Raw genomic sequence first — 20,283 nt, 5'->3', positions numbered from 1 at the left:
GCGACCCGGACGGGTGGCGCAATGCGTGGCGGTGCGAGGCCGATCAGGCCGGGCGGCGGGCCACCAGCACGTCGCGCATGATCGACTGGTCGACCCGGTGGCGCAGCGCGCGGTAGGGCTCGTCGTCCACCACGGTCAGGCCCGCGTCGGCCAGCGCCGCCGCCGCGTCGTCGCGGCTGGCGACATGGGTGTTCCAGGAGATGCCGAGCGCCCCGCCGGGGCGCAGCAGCCGCGCCCAGACCGGCGCGGCGTCCGCGAGCAGCGCCAGCGGGTCACGCGACAATCCCTGATCGGCGGTACGACTGCCGTGCTGTACGCCGTACGGGGCGTCCGCGACGACCAGGTCGACGGTCTCCGGGCGGAAGAACTCCGCCGAGCGGGTCGTGTCCGCGTTGACCACGTCCAGCAGTTGCGTCCGGCCGGCCTTGTGCTCCTCGCGCGTCGGCGCCAGCTCGATCCGCACCCGCCGGCCGACCACCTTGCGTTCGCGCCGCACCGGCCCCGACTCCAGCACCCGGTGCTTGAGTCGCTTCTGCTTCAGCCAGGTGGTGACGAACGCCCGGTACGCCTCGACGTCCTTCTGGTCGCGCTCGATCCCGGCCGCGTCGAAGCCGTACATCAGCGCCTGGTTGAGGGTGGTGCCGCGACCGCACAGCGGGTCGAGCACCCGGAACCGCCGGCTGGTCAGCTCGCCGGCCCAGTCCGAGGCGAGCAGGGTGACGTTCAGCAGCAGCTTGGTGAACTGCTCGTTGGTCTTGCCCGGGTACTTCTGGATGGTGAGCAGGTCGTCGTCATACCGGTCCAGCCGGCTCCACTCGACCGGGCGCAGCAGCTCACCGACGATCTCGAACAGCGCGTACCCGGCGGAGAGGTTGCCCAGGACGGCCAGGTCACGTTCGGTCAACCCGTCGCCGGTGAACGTGACGTAGGAGGCCCCGCCGACGATCTCGGTGTCCAGGTCGCCGATCCGGCCGTCGAGCGCCGACCGGCCGAAGATCTCCAGCTCGGCCCGGGTGAGGTCGATGGCGGAGCGGGCGTACACCCGGTTGGTGGCGGGCAGGATCAGCAGGCCGTAGCGCGTCATGGTCCGGCGAGTATTCCACAACGCGTCGCGGTCGCCGGGAACCGGAGCGGCCCCCGGAGCGACTACCGGTACATGGGGTGTGAGCAGTGGCGGGAGGTCCTGTCCGCGCAGTTGGACGGGGAGGAGACCGCCGCCGAGCGGACGGCGGCGCAGGGGCACCTCGACGGGTGTGCCGAGTGTCGGGCCTGGTTCAGCGCGGCGGCCTCGGTGACCCGCCGTGTTCGTACCCGACTGGTCACCGACGTGCCCGACCGGACCGCGGCGATCCTGGCGGCCACCGCCGCCGCACCGCCGGCCCGCCGGTCGTGGTGGCGACCCCGCCTGCCCCGACGTGGCCCGCTGGTCGCCGGCCTGCGCGCCGCGCTCGGGCTGCTCGGCGCGGTGCAACTGGTGCTCGGCCTGGCCCAGGTGGGCCGCGGGGCGACCGCCGACCACCTGCACCCCACCGGCCAGCACCTGTGGCACGAGTCCGCCGCCTGGAACGTCGCGGTGGGTGCCGGGTTCCTCTTCGTCGCGGTACGCCGCAGCCCGCCAGCCGGTCTGCTGCCGATGCTCAGCGCTTTCGTCGGCACGCTGCTGCTGCTCTCGGTCAACGACCTGGCGACCGGGTCGGTGGGCGGGGAACGACTGGTCAGCCACGGGTTCCTGGTGGTCGGTTACCTGATCACGGTGCTGCTGTCCCGGCCCGGGCTGCGCCCCGGTGGGCCGTCGCCACAGCGGCAGCCGGCACCGTCGCGCTGGCGGTTCGGCGCGGACGAGGTCGACCGGCCCCTGCGGGTGGTACGCCCCGAGTCGTATCCGGCGCAGGCGGCCGACCGGTACGCCGCCCCGGCGGCACGTACCGACCGACGAGCCGCCTGAGCAGCCGTCAGCCGGTACGCCCGTAGTCGGCCGGGTCCAGTCGGGCGGTGCGGCGGCGGTACTCGGCGGCCATCCCCGGCCAGTTCATGACGACCCGTCCGCTGGCCGTGCGGTACCAGCTCCGGCACGCCGTCCACACACTGTCGGCCAGTCGCCGCTGCATCTCCGCGTCGTGGGCGGCGGCCACCTCGGGGCGTACCTCGAGGGGTGGACCGCCGGCGGCGAGCAACCGGACCGCCTGGGCGATGTGCCGGGCCTGCGCCTCCAGGAAGTAGATCACCGAGGTGTTGCCGGTGTTGGTGTTCGGGCCGTACATGAGGAAGAGGTTCGGGAAGCCGGGGACGGCCATCCCGAGGTACGCGTACGCGCCGTCGCGCCACTCCTCGTCGAGCCGCCTTCCGGCGCGACCGGTGACCCGGACCGGCACCAGGAAGTCGGTGGCCGCGAAGCCCGTGCCGTAGACCAGCACGTCGCAGGGGTGGACTTGGCCGTCGGCGGTCCGTACGCCGTCCTCGGTCAGCTCGACGATCTTCTCGGTGACGAGGTCGACGTCGGGGCGGGCCAGGGTGGGCAGCCAGTCGCTGGTGAACAGCACCCGCTTGCAGCCCATCGGCTCGACCGGCGTGACCCTGGCGCGCAGCTCCGGGTCGCGTACCTGCCACCACCGCTGCGCCCGCGAGAGCCCGCGCAGCAGCGCGGCGGCGGTCCGGTTGCCGGTCACCGCCAGCCCGGTGATCACGGTGGCCGACCAGAACGCGGCCCGGGGCAGCCGCATCAGGGCCGGCACCCGCCGGTAGAGCGCCCGACCCAGGCGACCGTGCCGGCGATCCGGCTTGGGCAGGGTCCACGGCGGGGTGCGCTGGAACACGGTCACCCGGGCCGCCCGCTCGGCGACGGCGGGCACGAGCTGCACGGCGCTGGCCCCGGTGCCGATCACCGCGACGCGGGCGCCCTCCAGCCGTACCGTCGGATTCCAGCGGGCGGTGTGCATCGCCGTCCCGGCGAACCGTTCCGCGCCCGGCAGCACAGGCACCACCGGCCGGGAGAGCTGACCGACCGCCGGCACCAGCACGTCCGCCGTCTGTTCGGCGCCGTCGGCGGTACGCAGCCGCCAGCACGCTGCCGCCTCGTCCCACGACGCGTCGGTGACCTCGGTCCGCAGCCGCACACGATCGGTCAGGCCCAGCTCGGCCGCGCAGCGGTGCAGGTAGTCCAGGATCTCCGAGTGCGGTGGAAAGCGCCGCGACCAGTCCGGGTTCAGGGCGAAGGAGTACGAGTAGAGCGGCGCCGGGATGTCGCAGGCGCAGCCCGGGTAGGTGTTGTCCCGCCAGACGCCGCCGATCCGGTCGGCCCGCTCCAGCAGCACCACGTCCACATCACCGGTACGGGTCAGCGCGGCGGCCACCGCAACCCCGCCGAACCCGGAGCCGATGATCGCCACCCGGACCCGGCGCCGGGTGCCGCCGTCGCGGGCGGTGCCGGTTGGTGCGGTGTCGGTCATGGCGGGCTCCCTCAGCCGTGCCGGTGACCGTAGCAGCTTGTTGGCAGTGCGCCAACGACTACGCGGGAGGGCTGCCCGGGCGCACCGCACCGTCACCCGCGATGACCTGCGGGACGACCTGCTCCACGATCGTCAGCAGGGTGGTGGTGAGCAGTAGGTGCACCTGCGCGCGGGTCAGCACCCCGCGCTGGAGCCACTCCCGGGCGGTCGACATCGCCAACCCGCAGTACGCCCGGACCATCCCTCGCAACTCCTCGTGGTCCTGCGCCTCCTCGGCCAGGCCGACGGCGACGAGCATCCGGTCGGCGGCTACCTCCTCGGCCTCGGCGAGCACGCGTTCCACGTCGGCGTCGCCGCCCATCCCCCGCGCCGTGACGGCGGCCAGCCAGGAGGTGCTGTGCCGGGACACCACGTCGAGGAACCAGGAGACACTGGCGTCGACCCGGGTCCGCAGATCCCCCTTGGGCAGCCGCTCCACGGCGACCTCCGGGATGGTCACCATGACCCGTACGACCTCCAGATAGAGGTCCTTCTTGGTGCCGAAGTAGTGGTTGACCAGGCCCCGGGCCACGCCCGCCTCCCGGGCCACGTCGGTGGTCGACACGTCCGCGTACGGGCGCTCGCCGAACAGCCGGACCGCGCAGGCCAGGATCTGCCCGCGCCTGGCGTCCGGCTCCAACCGGCGGCGGCGGGGAGCGGTCTCGACACTCATCTGCCCGACCCTAGCGGCAGCCGTTGCGTCAGCGCGGCGGCCAGCCAGGCAAAAACCCTGATCACCAGCCGCACCCTCGCCAGACGAGGGTGCACAGGCCACTCCCTTTGCTCTGCACCCCGATAGGCGCCGGTAGCAGACCGTAACCGTCGCCTCCGCAGGTGCAGAGCAAAGGGGGCGGCGTGCGAGGGTGGGCGGATGCGGCGAGGAGATCCGGGCCGGCTCACCCACTCGCGGCGGGGTGACGGCCCGCCGCTGGTGCTCATCCACGGGATCGGCAGTCGGTGGCAGGTGTGGTCGCCGGTGCTCGACGAAGTGGCCCCGCACCGGGACGTGATCGCGCTGGACCTGCCCGGCTTCGGCGCCTCGCCACCGTGGCCCGGGCAACCGGCACATCCCTCGCCCGGCTCGGTGGAGCATCTGACGGATCAGGTCGCCGCGTTCCTTGACGCGCTGGGCGTACGGCGGCCCGCCGTGGCCGGCAACTCGCTCGGCGGTGGCATCGCGCTGGAGTTGGGGCGGCGCGGGCTGGCCAGCTCGGTGACCGCGTTCTCGCCGATCGGGTTCTGGGGCCCGGTGGGGCGACGCTGGTGCCAACTGACGGTCGGGGGAGCCCGCTCGGCCGCCGTCGCGTTGCGGCCGGCACTGCCCCCGCTGCTGGCGAACCGGGCGGGACGGGTGGCGTTCTGCGGGCTCTTCTACGGCAACCCGGGACGACTCAGCCGGAACGAGTGCGTCGAGTCCGCGGCGGCGCTGGCCGACGCGCCAGGCTTCGCGGCGGCACGCGCCGCGTTCGCCGGGTGGCAGCTCCGTCGGGAGACGGCAGCCGTGCTCGACGACATTCCGGTGACTGTCGCCTGGGGTACGCGCGATCTCGTTCTGCCGTACCCCACTCAGGCCCGGCGGGCCCGCGCGGCGCTGCCCGCGGCCCGGCACGTGCCGTTGCCGGGCTGCGGACATCTGCCCTTCGCGGACGACCCGCAGGCCTGCGCGCGGCTCCTGCTCGAGACTTATTGACATGCCGCCAACAGCGCGTCAGGGTGGTGCACATGCCCCCACCCGACGGTCCCCCCTCGCCCTGGCGTGAGCCCGAGCACGACGACCTGGCCGAGTTGGCCCGCACCTTCTTCACCAAGGAGGTGCTGCCGCACACCGACCGCCTGCTGGCGCAGGGCCACCCGGACCGCGAGCACTACCGGCGCGCCGGTGAGCTGGGGCTGCTCGGCCTGTCCGTCCCCGAGGAGTACGGCGGCGGAGGCGGCGGCTTCACCCACGAGGCGGTGCTGCTGCACGAGCAGGCGTACACCGGGGAGAGCAGCCTCGGGCTGGCCGTCCACAGTGGCATCGTCACCGGCTACCTGGTGGCGTACGGCAGCGAGGAGCAGAAGCGGCGCTGGCTGCCCGGCTTGTGCAGTGGTGAGCTGGTCGGCGCGATCGCGATGACCGAGCCGGACGGCGGCTCCGATCTTCAGGCGATGCGTACGCGGGCCGTCCGCGACGGCGACGACTACCTGGTCACCGGCGCGAAGACGTTCATCACCAACGGCGGCGTGGCCGACCTGATCCTCATGGCGGTGAAGACCGACCCGGAGCAGCGGGCGGCCGGCATCTCCCTGCTGGTCTGCGAGGTCGGCGGCGACCCCGAGGGCTTCCGCCGGGGTCGGCTGCTGTCCAAGATCGGGCTGCACGCCAACGACACCGCCGAGTTGTTCTTCGACGACTTCCGGGTGCCGGCAACCAACCTGCTCGGCGGCGCCGAGGGGCTGGGCTTCATCCAGATGATGCAGCAGCTCCCGCAGGAACGGCTGGTGATCGGCGTCGGCGCGGTCGCCGTCATGGAACGCGCGGTCGAGCTGACCGTCGCGTACGCCAAGGAGCGCACCGCCTTCGGCAAGCCGCTGATGGGCCACCAGAACACCCGGATGGTGCTGGCCGAGTGCGCAACCCGCGCCCGGGTCAGCCGGGTCTTCCTGGACGACTGCATCGTCCGGCACAGCAGAGGCGACCTGGACGTGGCGACCGCCGCGATGGCGAAATCGTGGCTCACCGACGGGCAGTGCGAGGTCGTCGACAGGTGCCTGCAACTGTTCGGCGGGTACGGCTACACGACTGAATACCCGATCGCCCGCATGTACGCCGACGCCCGCGTCCAGAAGATCTACGGCGGCACCAACGAGATCATGAAGGAGCTGATCGCCCGTGCCCTCTGAGGCGTACGTCTATGACGCGGTCCGCACCCCGCGCGGACGCGGCCGGGACACCGGCGCGCTGCACGGGGTCAAGCCGATCTCCCTGGTGGTCGGTCTGATCGACGCGTTGCGTGAGCGCAACCCGGGCCTGGACGTCGGCCGGTTGGAGGATCTGCTGCTCGGCATCGTCACTCCGGTGGGCGAGCAGGGCGGCGACCTGGCGCGGGCCGCGGCGCTGCTGGCCGGGCTGCCGGACGAGGTGGGCGGGGTGCAGCTCAACCGGTTCTGCGCCTCCGGGCTGGAGGCGGTCAACTCGGCCGCCGCGCGGATCCGCTCCGGCTGGGAGCACCTGCTGCTGGCCGGCGGGGTGGAGTCGATGTCCCGGGTGCCGATGGGCTCCGACGGTGCCGCCTGGGCCACCGACCCGCAGACCGCGCTCGCCACGTCGTTCGTGCCGCAGGGCGTCAGCGCCGACCTGATCGCCACCCTTGAGGGCTTCACGCGGGACGACGTGGACGGCTACGCGCTGCGGTCGCAGGAGCGGGCGGCCAAGGCGATCGCCGGCGGGTACTTCGCCCGCTCGGTGGTGCCGGTCCGCGACGGCAACGGGCTGGACATCCTCACCGTCGACGAGCACCCGCGCCCGGAGACGACCCGGGAGGCGTTGGCCCGGCTCACGCCGTCCTTCGCCACGATGGGTGCGGCGGCCGGCTTCGACGCTGTCGCCTTGCAGAAGTTCCACTGGTTGGAGGCGATCGAGCACGTCCACCACGCCGGCAACTCGTCGGGCATCGTGGACGGCGCGGCGCTGGTGCTGGTCGGCTCGGAGCGGGTTGGCCAGGACCTCGGTCTCACCCCGCGCGCCCGGATCGTCGGCGCGGCGGTCACCGGCGCGGACCCGACGCTGATGCTGACCGGCCCGATCCCGGCCACCCACAAGGCACTCGCCGCCGCCGGGTTGACGCTCGACGACATCGACCTGTTCGAGATCAACGAGGCGTTCGCGGCTGTGGTGCTCAAGTACGTCCGCGACCTGGGCCTCGACCCGGACCGGGTGAACGTCAACGGCGGCGCGATCGCCTTGGGCCATCCGCTCGGCGCGACCGGGGCGATGCTGCTCGGTACGGCGTTGGACGAGTTGGAACGCCGCGACCTGCGCCGCGCCGTCGTGACCCTGTGCATCGGCGGCGGCATGGGCGTCGCCACCGTTCTCGAGCGCTGCTGACCCGGAGGACGACAATGACCGACACCATCCGGTACGACCGCGGCGCCGACGGCATCGTCACGCTCACCCTTGACGACCCGACCCAGTCCGCAAACACCATGAACCGGGCGTACGCCGCGTCGATGAGCGCGGTGCTCGACCGGCTGGAGGCCGAACCCGATCTCGCCGGGGTCATCGTGACGAGCGCGAAGTCGACGTTCTTCGCCGGCGGCGACCTGCCGGAGATGATCCGGGCCACCCGCGAGGACGCTCCCGCGCTGGCCGAGCTGCTCGGCACCATCAAGCGGGACCTGCGCCGCCTGGAGACACTGGGCCGGCCGGTCGTCGCGGCGGTCAACGGGTCCGCGCTCGGCGGCGGCCTGGAGATCGCGCTCGCCTGCCACCACCGGATCGCGCTCGACGCGCCGGGTAGCCGGCTCGGGCTGCCCGAGGTGACCCTGGGTCTGCTGCCCGGGGCCGGTGGGGTCACCCGGACCGTACGGATGCTCGGCCTGGCCGGCGCGCTGACCACGGTGCTGCTCACCGGCCGGCGGATGCGCCCGGCCGACGCCCTGTCCGCCGGCCTGGTCGACGAGGTGGTCGCCACCGACGCGGAGATGCTGGACCGGGCCCGTGCCTGGATCGCGGCGAACCCGCAGCCGAAGCAGCCGTGGGACCGGCCGGACTACCGGATGCCCGGCGGCAGCCCGGCCAGCCGTTCCCTCGCCGGGCAGCTGCCCGCCTTCCCGGCCACCCTGCGCAAGCAGCTCAAGGGCGCCCGGCTGCCCGCTCCCGAGGCGATCCTGGCCACCGCCGTCGAGGGCGCGCAGGTCGACGTGGACACCGCGTTCACCGTGGAGACCCGGCACCTCATCGGCCTGCTCACCGGGCAGGTCGCCAAGAACATGATCGGGGCGTTCTTCTTCGACCTGAAGGCCGTCAACGGCGGTGCCGCCCGACCGTCCGTGGACGTGCCGCCGGTGCGGAAGGTGGCGGTGCTCGGCGCCGGCATGATGGGCGCGGGCATCGCGTACGCCTGCGCCAGCGCCGGTCTCGACGTGGTGGTCAGGGACGTCACGGCCGAGGCGGCCGGGCGGGCGCGGGAGCACGCCGAGCGGCTGCTGACCCGCAAGGTCCGCAAGGGCCGCGCCACGGAGGCCGACGCCCGCGCGGTGCTGGAGCGGATCACCACCACCGACCAGGTGGACGCCCTCGCCGGCTGCGACGCGGTCATCGAGGCGGTATTCGAGGACCCGGCGCTGAAGAAGGCCGTGTTCGCCGAGGTGCTGCCGGTGCTGGCACCGGACGCACTGATCGCCTCCAACACCTCCACCCTGCCGATCACCCAGCTGGCCGAGGGCGTGGACCGGCCGGCCGACTTCATCGGCATGCACTTCTTCTCGCCGGTGGACCGGATGCCGCTGCTGGAGATCGTGGTCGGCGAACGCACCGGCGACGCGGCGCTGGCCCGCGCGTTCGACCTGGGCAGGCTGATCGGTAAGACCCCGATCGTGGTCAACGACGGCCGGGGCTTCTTCACCAGTCGGGTCATCGGCCGGTTCATCGACGAGGCGGTCGGCATGGTCGCCGACGGCGTACCGGCCGCGTCGGTGGAGCAGGCCGCGTTGCAGGCCGGCTACCCGACCGGGCCGTTGGCGCTGGCCGACGAGGTCAGCCTGACGCTGATCCAGCGGATCCGCCGCCAGTTCGAGGCGGCCAGCGAGGAGTACCTGCCGCTGCCCGCGCACCGGCTCGTCGACGAGCTTGTCGACGCGTACGACCGGCCGGGGCGGGCCGCCGGACGCGGCTTCTACTCGTACGACGACGGCACCCGGGGACGGCTGTGGACCGGCCTCGCCGACCTGGTCACCGACGCCGGCCGGGCGGTGCCGTTCACCGACCTGCAGGAGCGGATGCTCTTCGCCGAGGCGCTGGACGCGCTGCGCTGCCTCGACGAGGGCGTACTGCGGACCGAGACCGACGCCAACATCGGCTCGATCTTCGGCATCGGCTTCCCCGCCTGGACCGGTGGGGTGATCCGCTACGTCCGGCAGTACGCGGGCGGACCGGCCGGCTTCGCGGCACGCGCCGCCGAGCTGGCCGACCGCTACGGCGACCGGTTCACGCCCCCCGCCGACCTGGCCGACCGGCTCGCCGCCCGTACCGCCGAACCGGCCGGCGTCGCATGACGGCGGCGCGGGGCGGGCCGCTGGCCGGGGTGCGGGTGGTCGAACTGGCGAGCCTCGCCCCGGCGCCGTTCGGCTGCATGGTGCTCGCCGACCTCGGCGCGGACGTGGTGCGGGTGGACCGGCCCGGCGCACCGGGGGCGGGCCGGCTGGCCGCGCCGACCGGCGGCCCGTTGCAGCGCGGCAGGCGGGTCACCACGCTGGACCTGAAGTCCCCGGACGGGGTGGCCGGCCTGCTGAGCCTCGTCGAGCGGGCCGACGTACTGGTCGAGGCGTACCGGCCGGGGGTGGCCGAGCGGCTCGGCTTCGGCCCGCAGGTGTGCCAGGAACGCAACCCCCGGCTGGTGTACGCGCGGATGACCGGCTGGGGTCAGGACGGCCCGCTGGCCGCTCGGGCCGGCCACGACATCGACTACATCGCGGTCGCCGGCGCGTTGGAGCCGCTGGGCCGCGCCGGTGAGCGCCCGTACGCGCCGATGAACCTGCTCGGCGACTTCGGCGGCGGCGGGATGCTGCTCGCCGTGGGCGTGCTCGCCGCGCTGCTGGAGCGGGAACGCTCAGGCGTCGGGCAGGTGGTCGACGCGGCCATGGTGGACGGGTCGGCGCTGCTCACGTCGTTCCTGCACGGGCTGCTCGGCACCGGCCTGTGGGCCGCGCCGCGCGGGCGCAACATGTTCGACGGCGGGGCGCCGTTCTACGACACGTACGCCACGGCGGACGGCGGCTTCATGGCCGTCGGCGCGATGGAACCGGCCTTCTACGCCGTCCTGCTCACCGGCCTCGGCCTCGCCGACGACCCGGACCTGCCCGCCCAGTACGACCCGAGCGGCTGGGACGAGCTGCGGCGACGGTTCACCGAACGGTTCGCGGAACGGACCCGGGACGAGTGGACGGCGGTCTTCGCCGACCTGGACGCCTGCGTCGCGCCGGTGCTCGCCCCCGGCGAGGCGCACCAGCATCCGCACAACGCGGCCCGAGGCACCTTCGTCGAGGTGGGTGGCGAGATCCAGCCGGCCCCGGCACCCCGTTTCGACCGCACACCCACCGGCCGGCCCGCCCCGGCACCGGACCCGGAGCGCGAGGCCGTACCGGTGGACGCGATCGTCGCCGGCTGGCGGCAGCCCTGGGTGGCGGCGGGTACGGGCAGTTGGAAGGGCCACGTCAACGGGATCCTCTACGGGATCCAGTTCGACCGGACGCTCGACGGGTCGGTGGTGAACCGGGTCGCGGACGGGGTGGTCGACGGGCGTTATCCGGGTGACCGGGCCGAGACGCTCGCTGCGCTCGACCAGGCGCTGCGCCACGCGGGGCCGCTCAACGACCAGGCCGAGACGCACCACACCGAGGAGAGCATCCGCGCCTTCCTGGCCCGGCTCGGCGCCGCCCTGCACACCCGGGGCTGATCAGGAGCGTCGCGACGCCGGGTCCGCCGGCGCCGGGGTGGCCCCTGCACCCGGCGTACGCCTGTGGGCCGGGCGGTTGTACCAGGCGGCGAAGAGGGCTGTGGCCAGGAGCAGTTCGGCGAGGTCACCGCCGTAGTACATGAGTTGGGCGGCTGCCCGGAACGCTTCCGGGTCGCGGTCGGTGAGGCCGGGCGGGAGGCTTCCGGCGTGCGCGTACAGGTACTTGGCGAGCACCGCGTGACCGGCCGCGGCGCCGAGCAGCGCGCCGACCCGTACCGCCAGGCCCGGGCGGCGGGGCGCCGGGTCCGGCCCGGCCAGGGACCAGGCGAACAGGTACCCGGCGGCCACGTAGTGCAGGTGCAGGGCGTGGTGCAGGACCGGCTGCCGCTCGGCCGCCGCGTACAGCGGGGTGAGCAGCACCAGGGCCAGCCCGCCGGTGCTGAGCAGCGCGGCGGGGACCGGGTGGGCGATGAGGTGCGCTCCCCGGGCCCGCAGGAGCCGGCCCACCGCCCGGCGTACCGGTGGCGGGGAGACCCGCAGCAGCAGCGTCACCGGGGCGCCGAGCACCAGCCCGAGCGGGGCGACCATGCCGAGCAGCAGGTGCTGGGCCATGTGTCCGCGCGGGTCGTCGGGGAGTTGGGCCAGCGGCCCGACGGCGACCGCCAGCAGCGCACAGCCGACCAGCCAGGCGGCGGTCCGCCGGTGGTCCCAGCCGCGGGGGTCGCGGGCGGCGGCCAGCAGGTAGCCACCGGCCAGCAGCACGACCGGGAGCAGCGGGAACCAGCTCGGGCCGTCCGCCGGATGGCCGGCGTGCGCGAGCGGCGACGGGCCGGTCACCGGGAGCCGTCACGCGGGTCGCGGGACCGGGCCCACCACACCACGGCGGCACCGGCCAGCAGCAGCACCGCGCCGGCCACGTTCCACACCACGTCGTACGGCACCAGGTGTACGCCGTAGCGGATCTGATGCACCCGCAGCACCTTGTGGTCGACCAACCCGTCGAAGAGCTGGAAGCCGCCGGCGCCGAGCAGGAAGCCACCCCAGGCCAGCCGGGTCGACAGGGCGCGCCTGCGGCGCAGGTCGGCGAACCAGAAGAACCCACCGACCAGGATGATCAGCTCGGCGGCGTGCAGCAGCCCGTCGGAGAGCAGTGCCACCGACGGGGTGGACCGGTCGTAGAAGTGGTGCCAGGCCAGCAGCTGGTGGAAGACGATCTCGTCCACGGCCGCCATGACCGCGATGCCGATCAGGACGCCGGCGAGCGTGGACGAACGCGTGTCGGCGGTACGGGCGTTCGACAGGGGGAAATCGGTCACCACACACACCTCGCATCCAGGTCCGGTAGGGGTCCGAAATACCCCAGAGGTGCTGAATCATGCCGTCGCGCCGTGCGGCGGGGTCCACGCCACCCTGATCGGTCGCCGGGGAACATCCCCGTTTCCTGCCGCCGGCGCGGGTGACGGCATGATCATGGGGCTGGGGAACGGGCCGGGACGCCCGGCGTGCAGCGGAACCGGCGGTGCGGCCCACCCCGAGCCGCAGGTGCGACCGACCAGCCAGGCGGAGAAGGAGGTGCCCGTGCCGGACGCGGACGAACTCGTCGCCGACGCGCTCGCGGCGGTGCGCGGCACCGACGTACGGCAGGCCGAACGGCAGCTGGACCGGCTGACTGTCGGCACCGGCGCGGCGGACGGCACCACGGCGGTGGACGCGGCGCTGCTGCGTCGTCTGGTCCGGAGCCTGGGGCGGCTGTGGCCGCGCGGTTGGCAGCCGGCCGACGTGGACCGGATCACCGGTCGCCGGCTGGACGCCCGGGCGGCCCGACTGGTCCGCGACGCGATGGTCGCCCAGCGGCGCGAGCAGGCCGAGCCGGTCCCCGCCTGGTGGGACGACCAGTTGCGGGAGCTGACCGCCGGGGTCCGGGACGACGACCGGGGCCTGCTCGCCGGCTGGGCGGCCCGCGAAGGACTGGACCGGGTCGACGCGCTGCGCACCGCCGTCGACGTCCTCGCCCTGGTGGAGAGCCTGCCGCCGATCGCGGTGCTGCGCCCGCCGCCCGGGTCGACCGGCGCGGCGGTCCCCCGCGCGGCGGGTACGGCCCGTAGCGGTTCGCGGATGTTGGACCGGGTGCGGGCGCTGCTGGCGAAGGCCGAGTCGACCACCTTTCCGGCCGAGGCGGAGGCGTTGACCGGCAAGGCGCAGGAGTTGATCGCGCGGCACAGCATCGACGAGGCGCTGCTGGCGGCCGGCGCGGCGACCGGGGATCTGCCGGGCGGGGTGCGCCTGAGCACCGACCCCCCGTACGCGGGCGCGAAGGCGCTGCTGGTGCAGGAGGTGGCGGCGGCGAACCGGTGCGAGGCGGTCTGGTCCGACGATCTCGGGTTCACCACCGTGCTGGGCTGGCCGGCGGATCTCGTGGCGGTGGAGCTGCTCTACACGTCGCTGCTGGTCCAGGCCACCGCCGCGATGCTGCGCGGACGGGCCGAACGGCGGCCGGGGTCGGGACGGCGGACGAAGGTGTGGGACGAGTCGTTCCTCAACGCGTTCGCGCTGCGCATCGGTGAGCGGCTGCGGGCGGCCACCGCGGCGGCGGACCGGGAGGCGGTCGAGACGGCCGGATCGGAGCGGCTGTTGCCGGTGCTCGCCAAGCGCGGCGAGGCCGTCCAGGAGCGGCTGGAGACCCTGTTTCCCGGTGTGACGCGGCACCGGCTGAGCGTCCGCGACGCCGAGGGCTGGTCGTCCGGCACGTCGGCCGCCGACCGGGCGTCGCTTGACGTCCGCGGCCCACGACAGCCCCGACAGGTGCCGGGCCGGAGCTGACCTCCCGGCGTGGGACCGCCACCGGGAAGGTTTTCTGCGATTTTCTTCGGTGGGCGGTAGGGAACGGGGTGATGGCTCCGACCCTCCGCTGAGCCGCGCCCCGACCGGGGTGCGACCAGGACCTGAGGAGCATCGCCGTGAAGTACATGCTGCTGATCTGGAACCGGCCCGGCTTCACCGAGGAGTTGTCCGAGCAGGACCGCACCGCCCTGTTCGGCGAGGTCGACGAGATCATGAAGGAGCTGTCCGAGACCGGCGAGCTGATCGGTGGCCAGGCGCTGGCCGGCCCGTCGCAGACGCGGACGGTCCGCCTCGCCGGCGGTCACCCGGAGGTCGTCGACGGGCCGTTCATGGAGAGCAAGGAGCAGTTCGCCGGCTACCTGTCCGTCGACTGCGACAGCCCCGAACGGGCCGCCGAGATCGCCGCCCGCTGGCCGGACGTGCGCTTCGGCGGCGCCATGGAGGTCCGGCCGATCATGGACGAGGCCGGGACGGAGATGTGACCGACGACCGGACGGTCGAGGAGCTGCTGCGCACGTTCGCGCCGCAGGTCCTCGGCCTGCTGGTCCGTCGGCACGGCCAGTTCGACAGGTGTGAGGACGCGGTGCAGGAGGCGTTGCTGGCCGCCGCGACGCAGTGGCCGGGGCAGGGCGTACCGGACAGTCCCCGCGCCTGGCTGCTCACCGTGGCCACCCGCCGGTTGACCGACGAGTGGCGCAGCGAGAGCGCCCGCCGGGACCGCGAGGTCGCGGTGGCGCTGCGCGAGCCGGCGTACGCCCAGGTGGCGCCGCCGGCCGACGCGGAGCCGGCGGTGGCGGACGCCGACGACACCCTGACCCTGCTGTTCCTCTGCTGTCATCCGGCGCTGGCCCGATCCGCGCAGGTGGCGCTGACGCTGCGGGCGGTCGGCGGGCTGAGCACCGCCCAGATCGCCCGGGCGCACCTCGTGCCCGAGGCGACGATGAGCCAACGCATCCGCCGGGCCAAGCAGCGGATCGAGGCGGCCGGCGCCCGCTTCGACATGCCGGCGCCCGGTGAACGGGAGGACCGGCTGCGGACGGTGCTGCGCGTCCTCTATCTGATCTTCAACGAGGGGTACACGGCGTCCAGCGGACCCGACCTGCGCCGGGCCGACCTGACCCGTGAGGCGATCCGGCTGACCCGCGTCCTGCACGGGCTGCTGCCCGACGACGGCGAGGTGACCGGACTGCTGGCGTTGATGCTGCTCACCGACGCGCACCGGGCGGCCCGGGTGGGCGCGGACGGGGAGCTGGTGCCGCTGGCCGAGCAGGACCGCACCCGCTGGGACGCGACCGCCGTCGCCGAGGGCGTCGCGCTGATCACCGAGGCGTTGACCTGGTCGCCGCCCGGCCCGTACCAGCTCCAGGCGGCAATCGCGGCAGTGCACGCCGAGGCGCCGACGGCGGCGGCGACGGACTGGCGGCAGATCGTGGCGCTCTACCGGCTGCTGGCCCGGATCGCCCCGAACCCGATGGTCACCCTCAACCAGGCGGTGGCGGTCGCCATGGTGGACGGGCCACGGGCCGGGCTCTCCCTGCTCGCACCACTGGACGCGGACGAGCGCACGGCGGGGCACCACCGGCTCGCCGCCGTCCGGGCGCACCTGCTGGAGCTGGCCGGCGAGCCCGACGCGGCGCGGACGGCGTACCTGGCGGCGGCACGCGGCACGACGAGCCTGCCCGAGCAGCGCTATCTGGAACGGAGAGCCGCCCGACTGGCGGCACGACGATGAGGGACGGAGTGGAGGGGACATGGGCATGGTGAGCAGTCAGCTGTCGATCTCGCTGGACGGGTACGTGGCGGGGCCGGAGCAGAGTCGGCAGGACCCGCTGGGCCGGGGAGGTCTGGGGCTGCACGAGTGGGTGTTCGGCCTGGACACCTGGCGGGCGCAGCACGGGCTCAGCGGCGGTGACCGGGGTGTCGACGCGGACGTCGTCGAGGAGATGACCCGCGACATCGGCGCGTACGTCATGGGTCGGCGCATGTTCGGCGGTGGCGACGGCCCGTGGGACGAGACGTGGCAGGGCTGGTGGGGCGACGACCCGCCGTTCCGTACCCCGGTGTTCGTGCTCAGCCACCACCAGCGGGCGCCGCTGGTGATGCGGGGTGGCACGGAGTTCCGGTTCGTCACCGACGGCATCGAGTCGGCGTTGCGGCAGGCGCGGGAGGCCGCCGGCGACCGGCGGGTGTCGATCGCCGGCGGGGCGAGCACGGTGCGGCAGTACCTGGCCGCCGGGCTGATCGACACCCTGCAACTGCACCTCGTGCCGATCGTGCTCGGCGGCGGCGAGCGACTCTTCGACGGCATCGCGCCGCGCCTGGAGCAGGTGTCGGTGGTGGCCGGGCCAACCGTCACGCACCTGACGTACCGGGTCCTGCGCTGATCGGTGCCGCCCGTACGTGTGCGCGTTCGCCCTGCTTGCCGACCAGGCTGAGGAACTCGACGGGGCCGGCGCTGGTGGCACCGAACCAGTGCGGTGTGCGGGTGTCGAACTCGGCGGCCTCGCCGGGCCGGAGCAGGAGGTTGTGGTCGCCGAGGACCAGGCGCAGCGTGCCGTTGAGGACGAAGACCCAGTCGTAGCCCTCGTGGGTGCGCAGGTCGGGTGCGCGGTCGTCGGCACCGGCCGGGAGCACGAACTTGTACGCCTGGATGCCTCCGGGCCGGCGGGTCAGTGGCAGGATCGTCGATCCGTCGCTGGAGGCGATGGGGCGCAGGTTGATGCGGGGGTCGCCGGTGGGTGGCGCGTCGACGAGGTCGTCGAGCGTCACGCCGTGGACGCGGGCGAGGGGCAGGAGCTGTTCGAGGGTGGGGCGCCGCAGGCCCGCTTCGAGCCGGGAGAGGGTGCTGGCGGAGATACCGGTCCGCTCGGCGAGGTCGGTGAGGGTGAGGCCGTGGCGGAGCCGGAGGTGCTTCAGTCGCGGGCCGACCGCGTCGAGCGTGCGGTCCGAATGCTCGTCCATGGCCCCACTTTGCCATTCGGCAAGAAGGTTTGCGGGTGACGTCGCCGCCGGTCACAGTCGCTGGTGACACCCGAAGGAGCAGCCGGATGACCGAGCAGCACGATTTCGACAGGGACTACTGGGATCGGCACTGGCAGGAGGCGCACCACGTCCACTCCGGCGCCGCCACGGCGGGTCCCCCGCACCCGTACCTGGCCGCCGAGACCGCCGGCCTCACGCCCGGCACGGCACTCGACGCCGGGTGCGGCACCGGCGCGGAGGCCATCTGGCTCGCCGAGCACGGCTGGCGGGTCACCGCTGTCGACATCGCGTCCGCCGCCCTCGCCCTCGCCGCCGGGCACGCCACGGACCGCGGGGTGTCCGAGCGGGTGCGGTGGGTGGAGGCGGACCTGACGACCTGGGAGCCGGAGACGCCGTTCGACCTCGTGACGACGCACTACGCGCACCCGGCGATGCCGCAGCTGGCCTTCTACGACCGCATCTCCAGGTGGGTGGCGCCCGGCGGCACCCTGCTGATCGTCGGGCACCTGCACGCGGCGGCGGCCACCGGGCACGGGCACCACCCGCCCGCCGAGGCATCGGTCACCCTCGCCGACATCACCGCCGGCCTGGACGACGCCAGCTGGGAGGTCACCACCGGCCGGGAGCACCACCGCGCGGTCGCCGGCCCGGCGGGCCGGGGAACGAACACGCTGCACGACGTCGTCGTCCGCGCCACGCGACGGCCCTGACTGCCGGTCACACGTCCGGGTCGACGGCCGGGCAGTCGGCGCCCCGGGCCGGCACCACCTGATCGATCAGGTAGGAGTCGACCGCCCGCGCCACGCACGGGCTGGTGGAGTAGCTGCCGTGCCCCCACCCGTGGTACGTGAGCAGCACGCCGTGCCGGCCCAACTGCCGCGCCACGTTGGTGGCCCAGACGTACCCGCTCGCCGGGTCGTGCACGGTGGCGGCGATCAGCAGCGGCACATCCGTACGGACCCGCAGGCGGTGCTGCGGATTGGCGACCGGCGTCGGCGCGCCCAGGCAGGTCACCAGGGCGAACACCGCAGTCGGGTAACGCAGGTCGGGTGCGAGTCGAGCCATCCGGCGCAGGTGCCCGGCGTACTCCCGGTAGTCGCGGACGGGCAGGCTCCAGTCCTGGCAGAACACCGCGAACGGGTACGGCGCCACGGCGTCACCCGCCGACGGGACGACGCCCCGCACGGCGGGCGCGGCGTCCATACCGCCCAGCCACTCGGCCAGCCCCGGCCACCGCGACGTCTCGTAGAACGCCTTGTGGGTGAGCCGGGTCAACTCGAACGGGGTGAGGACGACTCCGGGCCGGTTCGGGTCGGTCAGGTCACCGCGCTCGGCGCGGGCGCGCAGCCCGGCCCAGAGCGCCCGGACGTCCCGCCCGTGCAGGGCGCAGGATTCTGACCTGTCGCACCAGGCGACGAACTCGTCGAACGCGTCCTGCACGGTGGCAGCCTGGGTGTCGAGAAAGGCGCGGGTGCCGAGGCTGTGGTCCATCGCGGCCTCCAGCACCACGGCCCGCACCCGGTCCGGGAACAGCTCCGCGTACCGCTCGCCGAGCAGGGTGCCGTACGAGCTGCCGTGGAAGGTCAGCCGCCGCTCGCCGAGCGCCGCGCGGACCGCGTCGAGGTCACGGGCGGCGCTCGTGGTGTCCACGTGGTCGTACAGCGGGCCGGTGCGGGCCCGGCAGTCGGCGCGCAGCAGCGCGTTCCCGGCGAGTGTGGCGTCGAACTGGGCCTGGTCGGTCAGCAGTTGCGGTTGCCGGGCGAGCAGGTCCCGCGAGCAGACCACCGGATGGCTGCCGCCGGTGCCGCGCGGGTCGAAGCTGACGATGTCGAACCGGCGGCGCAGGTCGGCGCTGAACCGGGAAATGCCGTTCACCACCCGGTCCACCCCGCTGTCGCCCGGCCCGCCAGGGCCGAACACCAGCGAACCCTGCCGGACGGCCGGGTCGGCGACGCGGCGGGCCAACGCCAGGTCGAAGCGCTCACCCCGGGGCCGGTCCCAGTCCACCGGCAGCGACAGGGTGCCGCACTCGGCTGTGGCGTCCGTCGGGCACGGTCGCCAGTCGATCGCGGGGTGGGCGGCGGCCGGGCTGGCCGGGGTCAGGCCGGCGGCCGTGAGGGCCAGGGCCACGGCCCAGCCCACGGCGGATTTGCGTACGCGCAGCATGAGGTGCTGTCCTCTCCTGGAAGGAGCGTTGCCTGTGGAACCCGCCCATCGGGCGGGGTGATGCCTTCTTCCACCCGGGTCGTCGAGTAGCCGCTCGACGACCCGGGGCCTTGGTCCGGCGGTGTCAGTCGACCTCGCGCAGGACGCGTTCGAGGCCGGTCATCCGGGTCTCCATCCCGCCCAGTCGACCGTCCAGCGCCGCGAGGAGGCGGGCGTTCTCGGCCTGCGCCTGGGCGGCGGTCTCGGCGATCCGGCGGTACTCGTCCGAGCGGGACGACTCCAGACGGGCCCGCCGGGTCTTGGCGAGCTGGACGACGCTCACCGCGAACACGGTGATCAGCAGGGCGAAGATGCCGATCGCGCCGACCACCTCGGTCCAGTCGTGGTCGCTCATGCCGGTCATCGCGCCGCTCCCGGTTGTGCGGCCGAGTCGGGCACGGTGAGCGTCCCGACCGCCGCCGCGATGACCTCGGGGGTGAGTGTGAGCACGAACGGCTGCACCTCGTAGTAGTTCATGGCCTTCCCGTCCTCCGACAACTCCAGGCTGGCGGTGACCAGCCCGGCCGCCGCCAGCTTCCGTAGGTGGACCTGCAGCAGTGCGCGGCTGATGCCCAGTTGCCGGGCCAGCCCGCTGACGTAGGCACGCTCACGGGCCAGCGCGGCGACGACCCGCATCCGGTGCGGGTTGGCGAGGGTGGCCAGGATCCGCACCAGGTCGTCGCCGGTCGGCGGCGCGGCGCTGCTCATAACCACCCCTTGCGCATGCCAACAGAAGCTAGCAGGTGTCGGCGCGCCGCGGTGGGGGCCGGGGACGGAATCAGGGGAACCTCAGGGTCGGCGACGAGGCCGGACACGCAACACGCCGGGCCGGTGAAGATCACCGGCCCGGCGTGCGGGGTTACGTCGTACGTCAGCTCTTGAAGGCGTCCTTGATCTTCTCGCCGGCCTGCTTGAGCTTGGCCGTCGACTGGTCAGCACGACCCTCGGCCTCGAGCTGCTCGTTGTCGGTGGCGCGACCGGCGCCTTCCTTCAGCTTGCCGGCCGCGTCCTCGCTGGCATTGTTGATCTTGTCGTCGATACCCATGTGCCAACCTCCATTGCGAGCGTCGCTACGCCCTCAGCAGTACCCCCGCCGTCGCCGGTCCAACCATCAC

Annotated in this window: 20 protein-coding genes and 1 pseudogene; 11 read left to right on the top strand and 10 right to left on the bottom strand. The window is 73.8% G+C overall.

The genetic code is table 11. The annotated features are described in order from the left end of the window. Positions 1 to 43 precede the first annotated feature (43 nt). On the bottom strand, positions 44 to 1,084 hold the full coding sequence (locus ABZS77_RS03815; RefSeq protein WP_354816587.1) for an SAM-dependent methyltransferase: 1,041 nt from the start codon (positions 1,082 to 1,084) through the stop codon (positions 44 to 46). Between the two features lie 72 nt (positions 1,085 to 1,156). On the opposite strand from ABZS77_RS03815, the gene ABZS77_RS03810 reads away from it, so the two are divergent. Continuing rightward, a complete protein-coding gene (locus ABZS77_RS03810; protein WP_354816584.1) occupies positions 1,157 to 1,945 on the top strand; it encodes a zf-HC2 domain-containing protein in 789 nt (262 codons plus the stop codon). Between the two features lie 7 nt (positions 1,946 to 1,952). Here the strand turns inward: ABZS77_RS03810 and ABZS77_RS03805 are convergent, their stop codons facing one another. Both ABZS77_RS03805 and ABZS77_RS03800 read right to left on the bottom strand, forming a co-directional pair. Continuing rightward, positions 1,953 to 3,446 (bottom strand): NAD(P)/FAD-dependent oxidoreductase, encoded by a 1,494-nt coding sequence (locus ABZS77_RS03805; protein ID WP_354816581.1) that lies wholly within the window; start codon positions 3,444 to 3,446, stop codon positions 1,953 to 1,955. Between the two features lie 58 nt (positions 3,447 to 3,504). Further along, positions 3,505 to 4,158 (bottom strand): TetR/AcrR family transcriptional regulator, encoded by a 654-nt coding sequence (locus ABZS77_RS03800; protein WP_354816578.1) that lies wholly within the window; start codon positions 4,156 to 4,158, stop codon positions 3,505 to 3,507. 198 nt (positions 4,159 to 4,356) lie between these two features. Between ABZS77_RS03800 and ABZS77_RS03795 the strand changes: the two genes are divergently transcribed. From ABZS77_RS03795 to ABZS77_RS03775, 5 genes and pseudogenes are all read left to right on the top strand, one after another. Beyond that, positions 4,357 to 5,175 carry an alpha/beta fold hydrolase gene (locus ABZS77_RS03795; RefSeq protein WP_354816575.1) on the top strand — a complete coding sequence of 273 codons (819 nt, stop codon included), beginning with the start codon at positions 4,357 to 4,359 and terminating at the stop codon, positions 5,173 to 5,175. 32 nt (positions 5,176 to 5,207) lie between these two features. Next, complete coding sequence (locus tag ABZS77_RS03790) at positions 5,208 to 6,368, top strand: acyl-CoA dehydrogenase family protein (RefSeq protein WP_354816572.1); 1,161 nt, start codon at positions 5,208 to 5,210, stop codon at positions 6,366 to 6,368. Then, positions 6,358 to 7,572: an acetyl-CoA C-acetyltransferase gene (locus ABZS77_RS03785; RefSeq protein ID WP_354816569.1), complete on the top strand. Its 1,215-nt coding sequence runs from the start codon at positions 6,358 to 6,360 to the stop codon at positions 7,570 to 7,572. The genes ABZS77_RS03790 and ABZS77_RS03785 overlap by 11 nt, the downstream gene beginning before the upstream one ends. 14 nt (positions 7,573 to 7,586) lie before the next feature. After that, complete coding sequence (locus tag ABZS77_RS03780) at positions 7,587 to 9,740, top strand: 3-hydroxyacyl-CoA dehydrogenase NAD-binding domain-containing protein (RefSeq protein WP_354816566.1); 2,154 nt, start codon at positions 7,587 to 7,589, stop codon at positions 9,738 to 9,740. After that, positions 9,737 to 10,804, top strand: a pseudogene (locus tag ABZS77_RS03775) (CaiB/BaiF CoA-transferase family protein); the annotation flags it as partial. The gene ABZS77_RS03780 and the pseudogene ABZS77_RS03775, both read left to right, overlap by 4 nt. 336 nt (positions 10,805 to 11,140) lie before the next feature. On the opposite strand, the gene ABZS77_RS03770 reads toward ABZS77_RS03775, so the two are convergent. Both ABZS77_RS03770 and ABZS77_RS03765 read right to left on the bottom strand, forming a co-directional pair. Beyond that, positions 11,141 to 11,977 (bottom strand): cytochrome c oxidase assembly protein, encoded by an 837-nt coding sequence (locus tag ABZS77_RS03770; RefSeq protein ID WP_354816563.1) that lies wholly within the window; start codon positions 11,975 to 11,977, stop codon positions 11,141 to 11,143. Continuing rightward, positions 11,974 to 12,456, bottom strand: a complete 483-nt coding sequence (locus ABZS77_RS03765) for a DUF2243 domain-containing protein (RefSeq protein ID WP_354816560.1) — start codon at positions 12,454 to 12,456, stop codon at positions 11,974 to 11,976. The genes ABZS77_RS03770 and ABZS77_RS03765 overlap by 4 nt, the downstream gene beginning before the upstream one ends. A gap of 148 nt (positions 12,457 to 12,604) precedes the next feature. Between ABZS77_RS03765 and ABZS77_RS03760 the strand changes: the two genes are divergently transcribed. From ABZS77_RS03760 to ABZS77_RS03745, 4 genes are all read left to right on the top strand, one after another. Beyond that, on the top strand, positions 12,605 to 13,960 hold the full coding sequence (locus tag ABZS77_RS03760) for a DUF2786 domain-containing protein (RefSeq protein WP_354816557.1): 1,356 nt from the start codon (positions 12,605 to 12,607) through the stop codon (positions 13,958 to 13,960). 146 nt (positions 13,961 to 14,106) lie between these two features. Further along, on the top strand, positions 14,107 to 14,463 hold the full coding sequence (locus tag ABZS77_RS03755) for a YciI family protein (RefSeq protein ID WP_354817184.1): 357 nt from the start codon (positions 14,107 to 14,109) through the stop codon (positions 14,461 to 14,463). After that, positions 14,460 to 15,713 carry a DUF6596 domain-containing protein gene (locus ABZS77_RS03750; protein ID WP_354816554.1) on the top strand — a complete coding sequence of 418 codons (1,254 nt, stop codon included), beginning with the start codon at positions 14,460 to 14,462 and terminating at the stop codon, positions 15,711 to 15,713. Before ABZS77_RS03755 ends, ABZS77_RS03750 begins: the two co-directional genes overlap by 4 nt. Positions 15,714 to 15,732: 19 nt before the next feature. After that, positions 15,733 to 16,365 (top strand): dihydrofolate reductase family protein, encoded by a 633-nt coding sequence (locus ABZS77_RS03745; protein ID WP_354816551.1) that lies wholly within the window; start codon positions 15,733 to 15,735, stop codon positions 16,363 to 16,365. Here ABZS77_RS03745 and ABZS77_RS03740 read toward each other — a convergent pair. Then, on the bottom strand, positions 16,334 to 16,942 hold the full coding sequence (locus tag ABZS77_RS03740) for an XRE family transcriptional regulator (RefSeq protein ID WP_354816548.1): 609 nt from the start codon (positions 16,940 to 16,942) through the stop codon (positions 16,334 to 16,336). The genes ABZS77_RS03745 and ABZS77_RS03740 overlap by 32 nt on opposite strands. Positions 16,943 to 17,028: 86 nt before the next feature. Here ABZS77_RS03740 and ABZS77_RS03735 point away from each other — a divergent pair, with 86 nt between their 5' ends. Further along, positions 17,029 to 17,673, top strand: a complete 645-nt coding sequence (locus tag ABZS77_RS03735; protein WP_354816545.1) for a class I SAM-dependent methyltransferase — start codon at positions 17,029 to 17,031, stop codon at positions 17,671 to 17,673. A 7-nt stretch (positions 17,674 to 17,680) separates the two neighbouring features. On the opposite strand, the gene ABZS77_RS03730 is transcribed toward ABZS77_RS03735, so the two are convergent. The 4 genes from ABZS77_RS03730 to ABZS77_RS03715 all read right to left on the bottom strand — a co-directional run bounded on the left by ABZS77_RS03730 (position 17,681) and on the right by ABZS77_RS03715 (position 20,213). Then, entirely contained in the window at positions 17,681 to 19,129 is a 1,449-nt protein-coding gene (locus ABZS77_RS03730) for an alpha/beta hydrolase (protein ID WP_354816542.1), read from the bottom strand. Positions 19,130 to 19,253: 124 nt separating this feature from the next. Then, positions 19,254 to 19,532, bottom strand: a complete 279-nt coding sequence (locus ABZS77_RS03725) for a hypothetical protein (RefSeq protein WP_354816539.1) — start codon at positions 19,530 to 19,532, stop codon at positions 19,254 to 19,256. Then, positions 19,529 to 19,876, bottom strand: a complete 348-nt coding sequence (locus ABZS77_RS03720; protein WP_354816536.1) for a helix-turn-helix domain-containing protein — start codon at positions 19,874 to 19,876, stop codon at positions 19,529 to 19,531. Before ABZS77_RS03720 ends, ABZS77_RS03725 begins: the two co-directional genes overlap by 4 nt. A 163-nt stretch (positions 19,877 to 20,039) precedes the next feature. Beyond that, the gene (locus ABZS77_RS03715; protein ID WP_139583988.1) at positions 20,040 to 20,213 is read right to left on the bottom strand and encodes a CsbD family protein; all 174 of its coding nucleotides are present in this window, start codon (positions 20,211 to 20,213) and stop codon (positions 20,040 to 20,042) included. Positions 20,214 to 20,283 lie beyond the last annotated feature (70 nt).

Origin of the sequence: Micromonospora sp. NPDC005298, from assembly GCF_040607375.1 — a bacterium.
Lineage (GTDB): Bacteria > Actinomycetota > Actinomycetes > Mycobacteriales > Micromonosporaceae > Micromonospora.
The sequence above is the reverse complement of the archived record's forward strand: the minus strand, read 5'-3'. Positions and strand labels throughout refer to the sequence as shown.

Excerpts from the sequence above, each read along its gene's own strand:
- ABZS77_RS03815 (WP_354816587.1), bottom strand. The coding sequence starts at position 1,084 with ATGACGCGCTACGGCCTGCTGATCCTGCCCGCCACCAACCGGGTGTAC.
- ABZS77_RS03810 (WP_354816584.1), top strand. The coding sequence starts at position 1,157 with ATGGGGTGTGAGCAGTGGCGGGAGGTCCTGTCCGCGCAGTTGGACGGG.
- ABZS77_RS03805 (WP_354816581.1), bottom strand. The coding sequence starts at position 3,446 with ATGACCGACACCGCACCAACCGGCACCGCCCGCGACGGCGGCACCCGG.
- ABZS77_RS03800 (WP_354816578.1), bottom strand. The coding sequence starts at position 4,158 with ATGAGTGTCGAGACCGCTCCCCGCCGCCGCCGGTTGGAGCCGGACGCC.
- ABZS77_RS03795 (WP_354816575.1), top strand. The coding sequence starts at position 4,357 with ATGCGGCGAGGAGATCCGGGCCGGCTCACCCACTCGCGGCGGGGTGAC.
- ABZS77_RS03790 (WP_354816572.1), top strand. The coding sequence starts at position 5,208 with ATGCCCCCACCCGACGGTCCCCCCTCGCCCTGGCGTGAGCCCGAGCAC.
- ABZS77_RS03780 (WP_354816566.1), top strand. The coding sequence starts at position 7,587 with ATGACCGACACCATCCGGTACGACCGCGGCGCCGACGGCATCGTCACG.
- ABZS77_RS03760 (WP_354816557.1), top strand. The coding sequence starts at position 12,605 with ATGATCATGGGGCTGGGGAACGGGCCGGGACGCCCGGCGTGCAGCGGA.
- ABZS77_RS03755 (WP_354817184.1), top strand. The coding sequence starts at position 14,107 with ATGCTGCTGATCTGGAACCGGCCCGGCTTCACCGAGGAGTTGTCCGAG.
- ABZS77_RS03745 (WP_354816551.1), top strand. The coding sequence starts at position 15,733 with ATGGGCATGGTGAGCAGTCAGCTGTCGATCTCGCTGGACGGGTACGTG.
- ABZS77_RS03740 (WP_354816548.1), bottom strand. The coding sequence starts at position 16,942 with ATGGACGAGCATTCGGACCGCACGCTCGACGCGGTCGGCCCGCGACTG.
- ABZS77_RS03735 (WP_354816545.1), top strand. The coding sequence starts at position 17,029 with ATGACCGAGCAGCACGATTTCGACAGGGACTACTGGGATCGGCACTGG.
- ABZS77_RS03730 (WP_354816542.1), bottom strand. The coding sequence starts at position 19,129 with ATGCTGCGCGTACGCAAATCCGCCGTGGGCTGGGCCGTGGCCCTGGCC.
- ABZS77_RS03725 (WP_354816539.1), bottom strand. The coding sequence starts at position 19,532 with ATGACCGGCATGAGCGACCACGACTGGACCGAGGTGGTCGGCGCGATC.
- ABZS77_RS03720 (WP_354816536.1), bottom strand. The coding sequence starts at position 19,876 with ATGAGCAGCGCCGCGCCGCCGACCGGCGACGACCTGGTGCGGATCCTG.
- ABZS77_RS03715 (WP_139583988.1), bottom strand. The coding sequence starts at position 20,213 with ATGGGTATCGACGACAAGATCAACAATGCCAGCGAGGACGCGGCCGGC.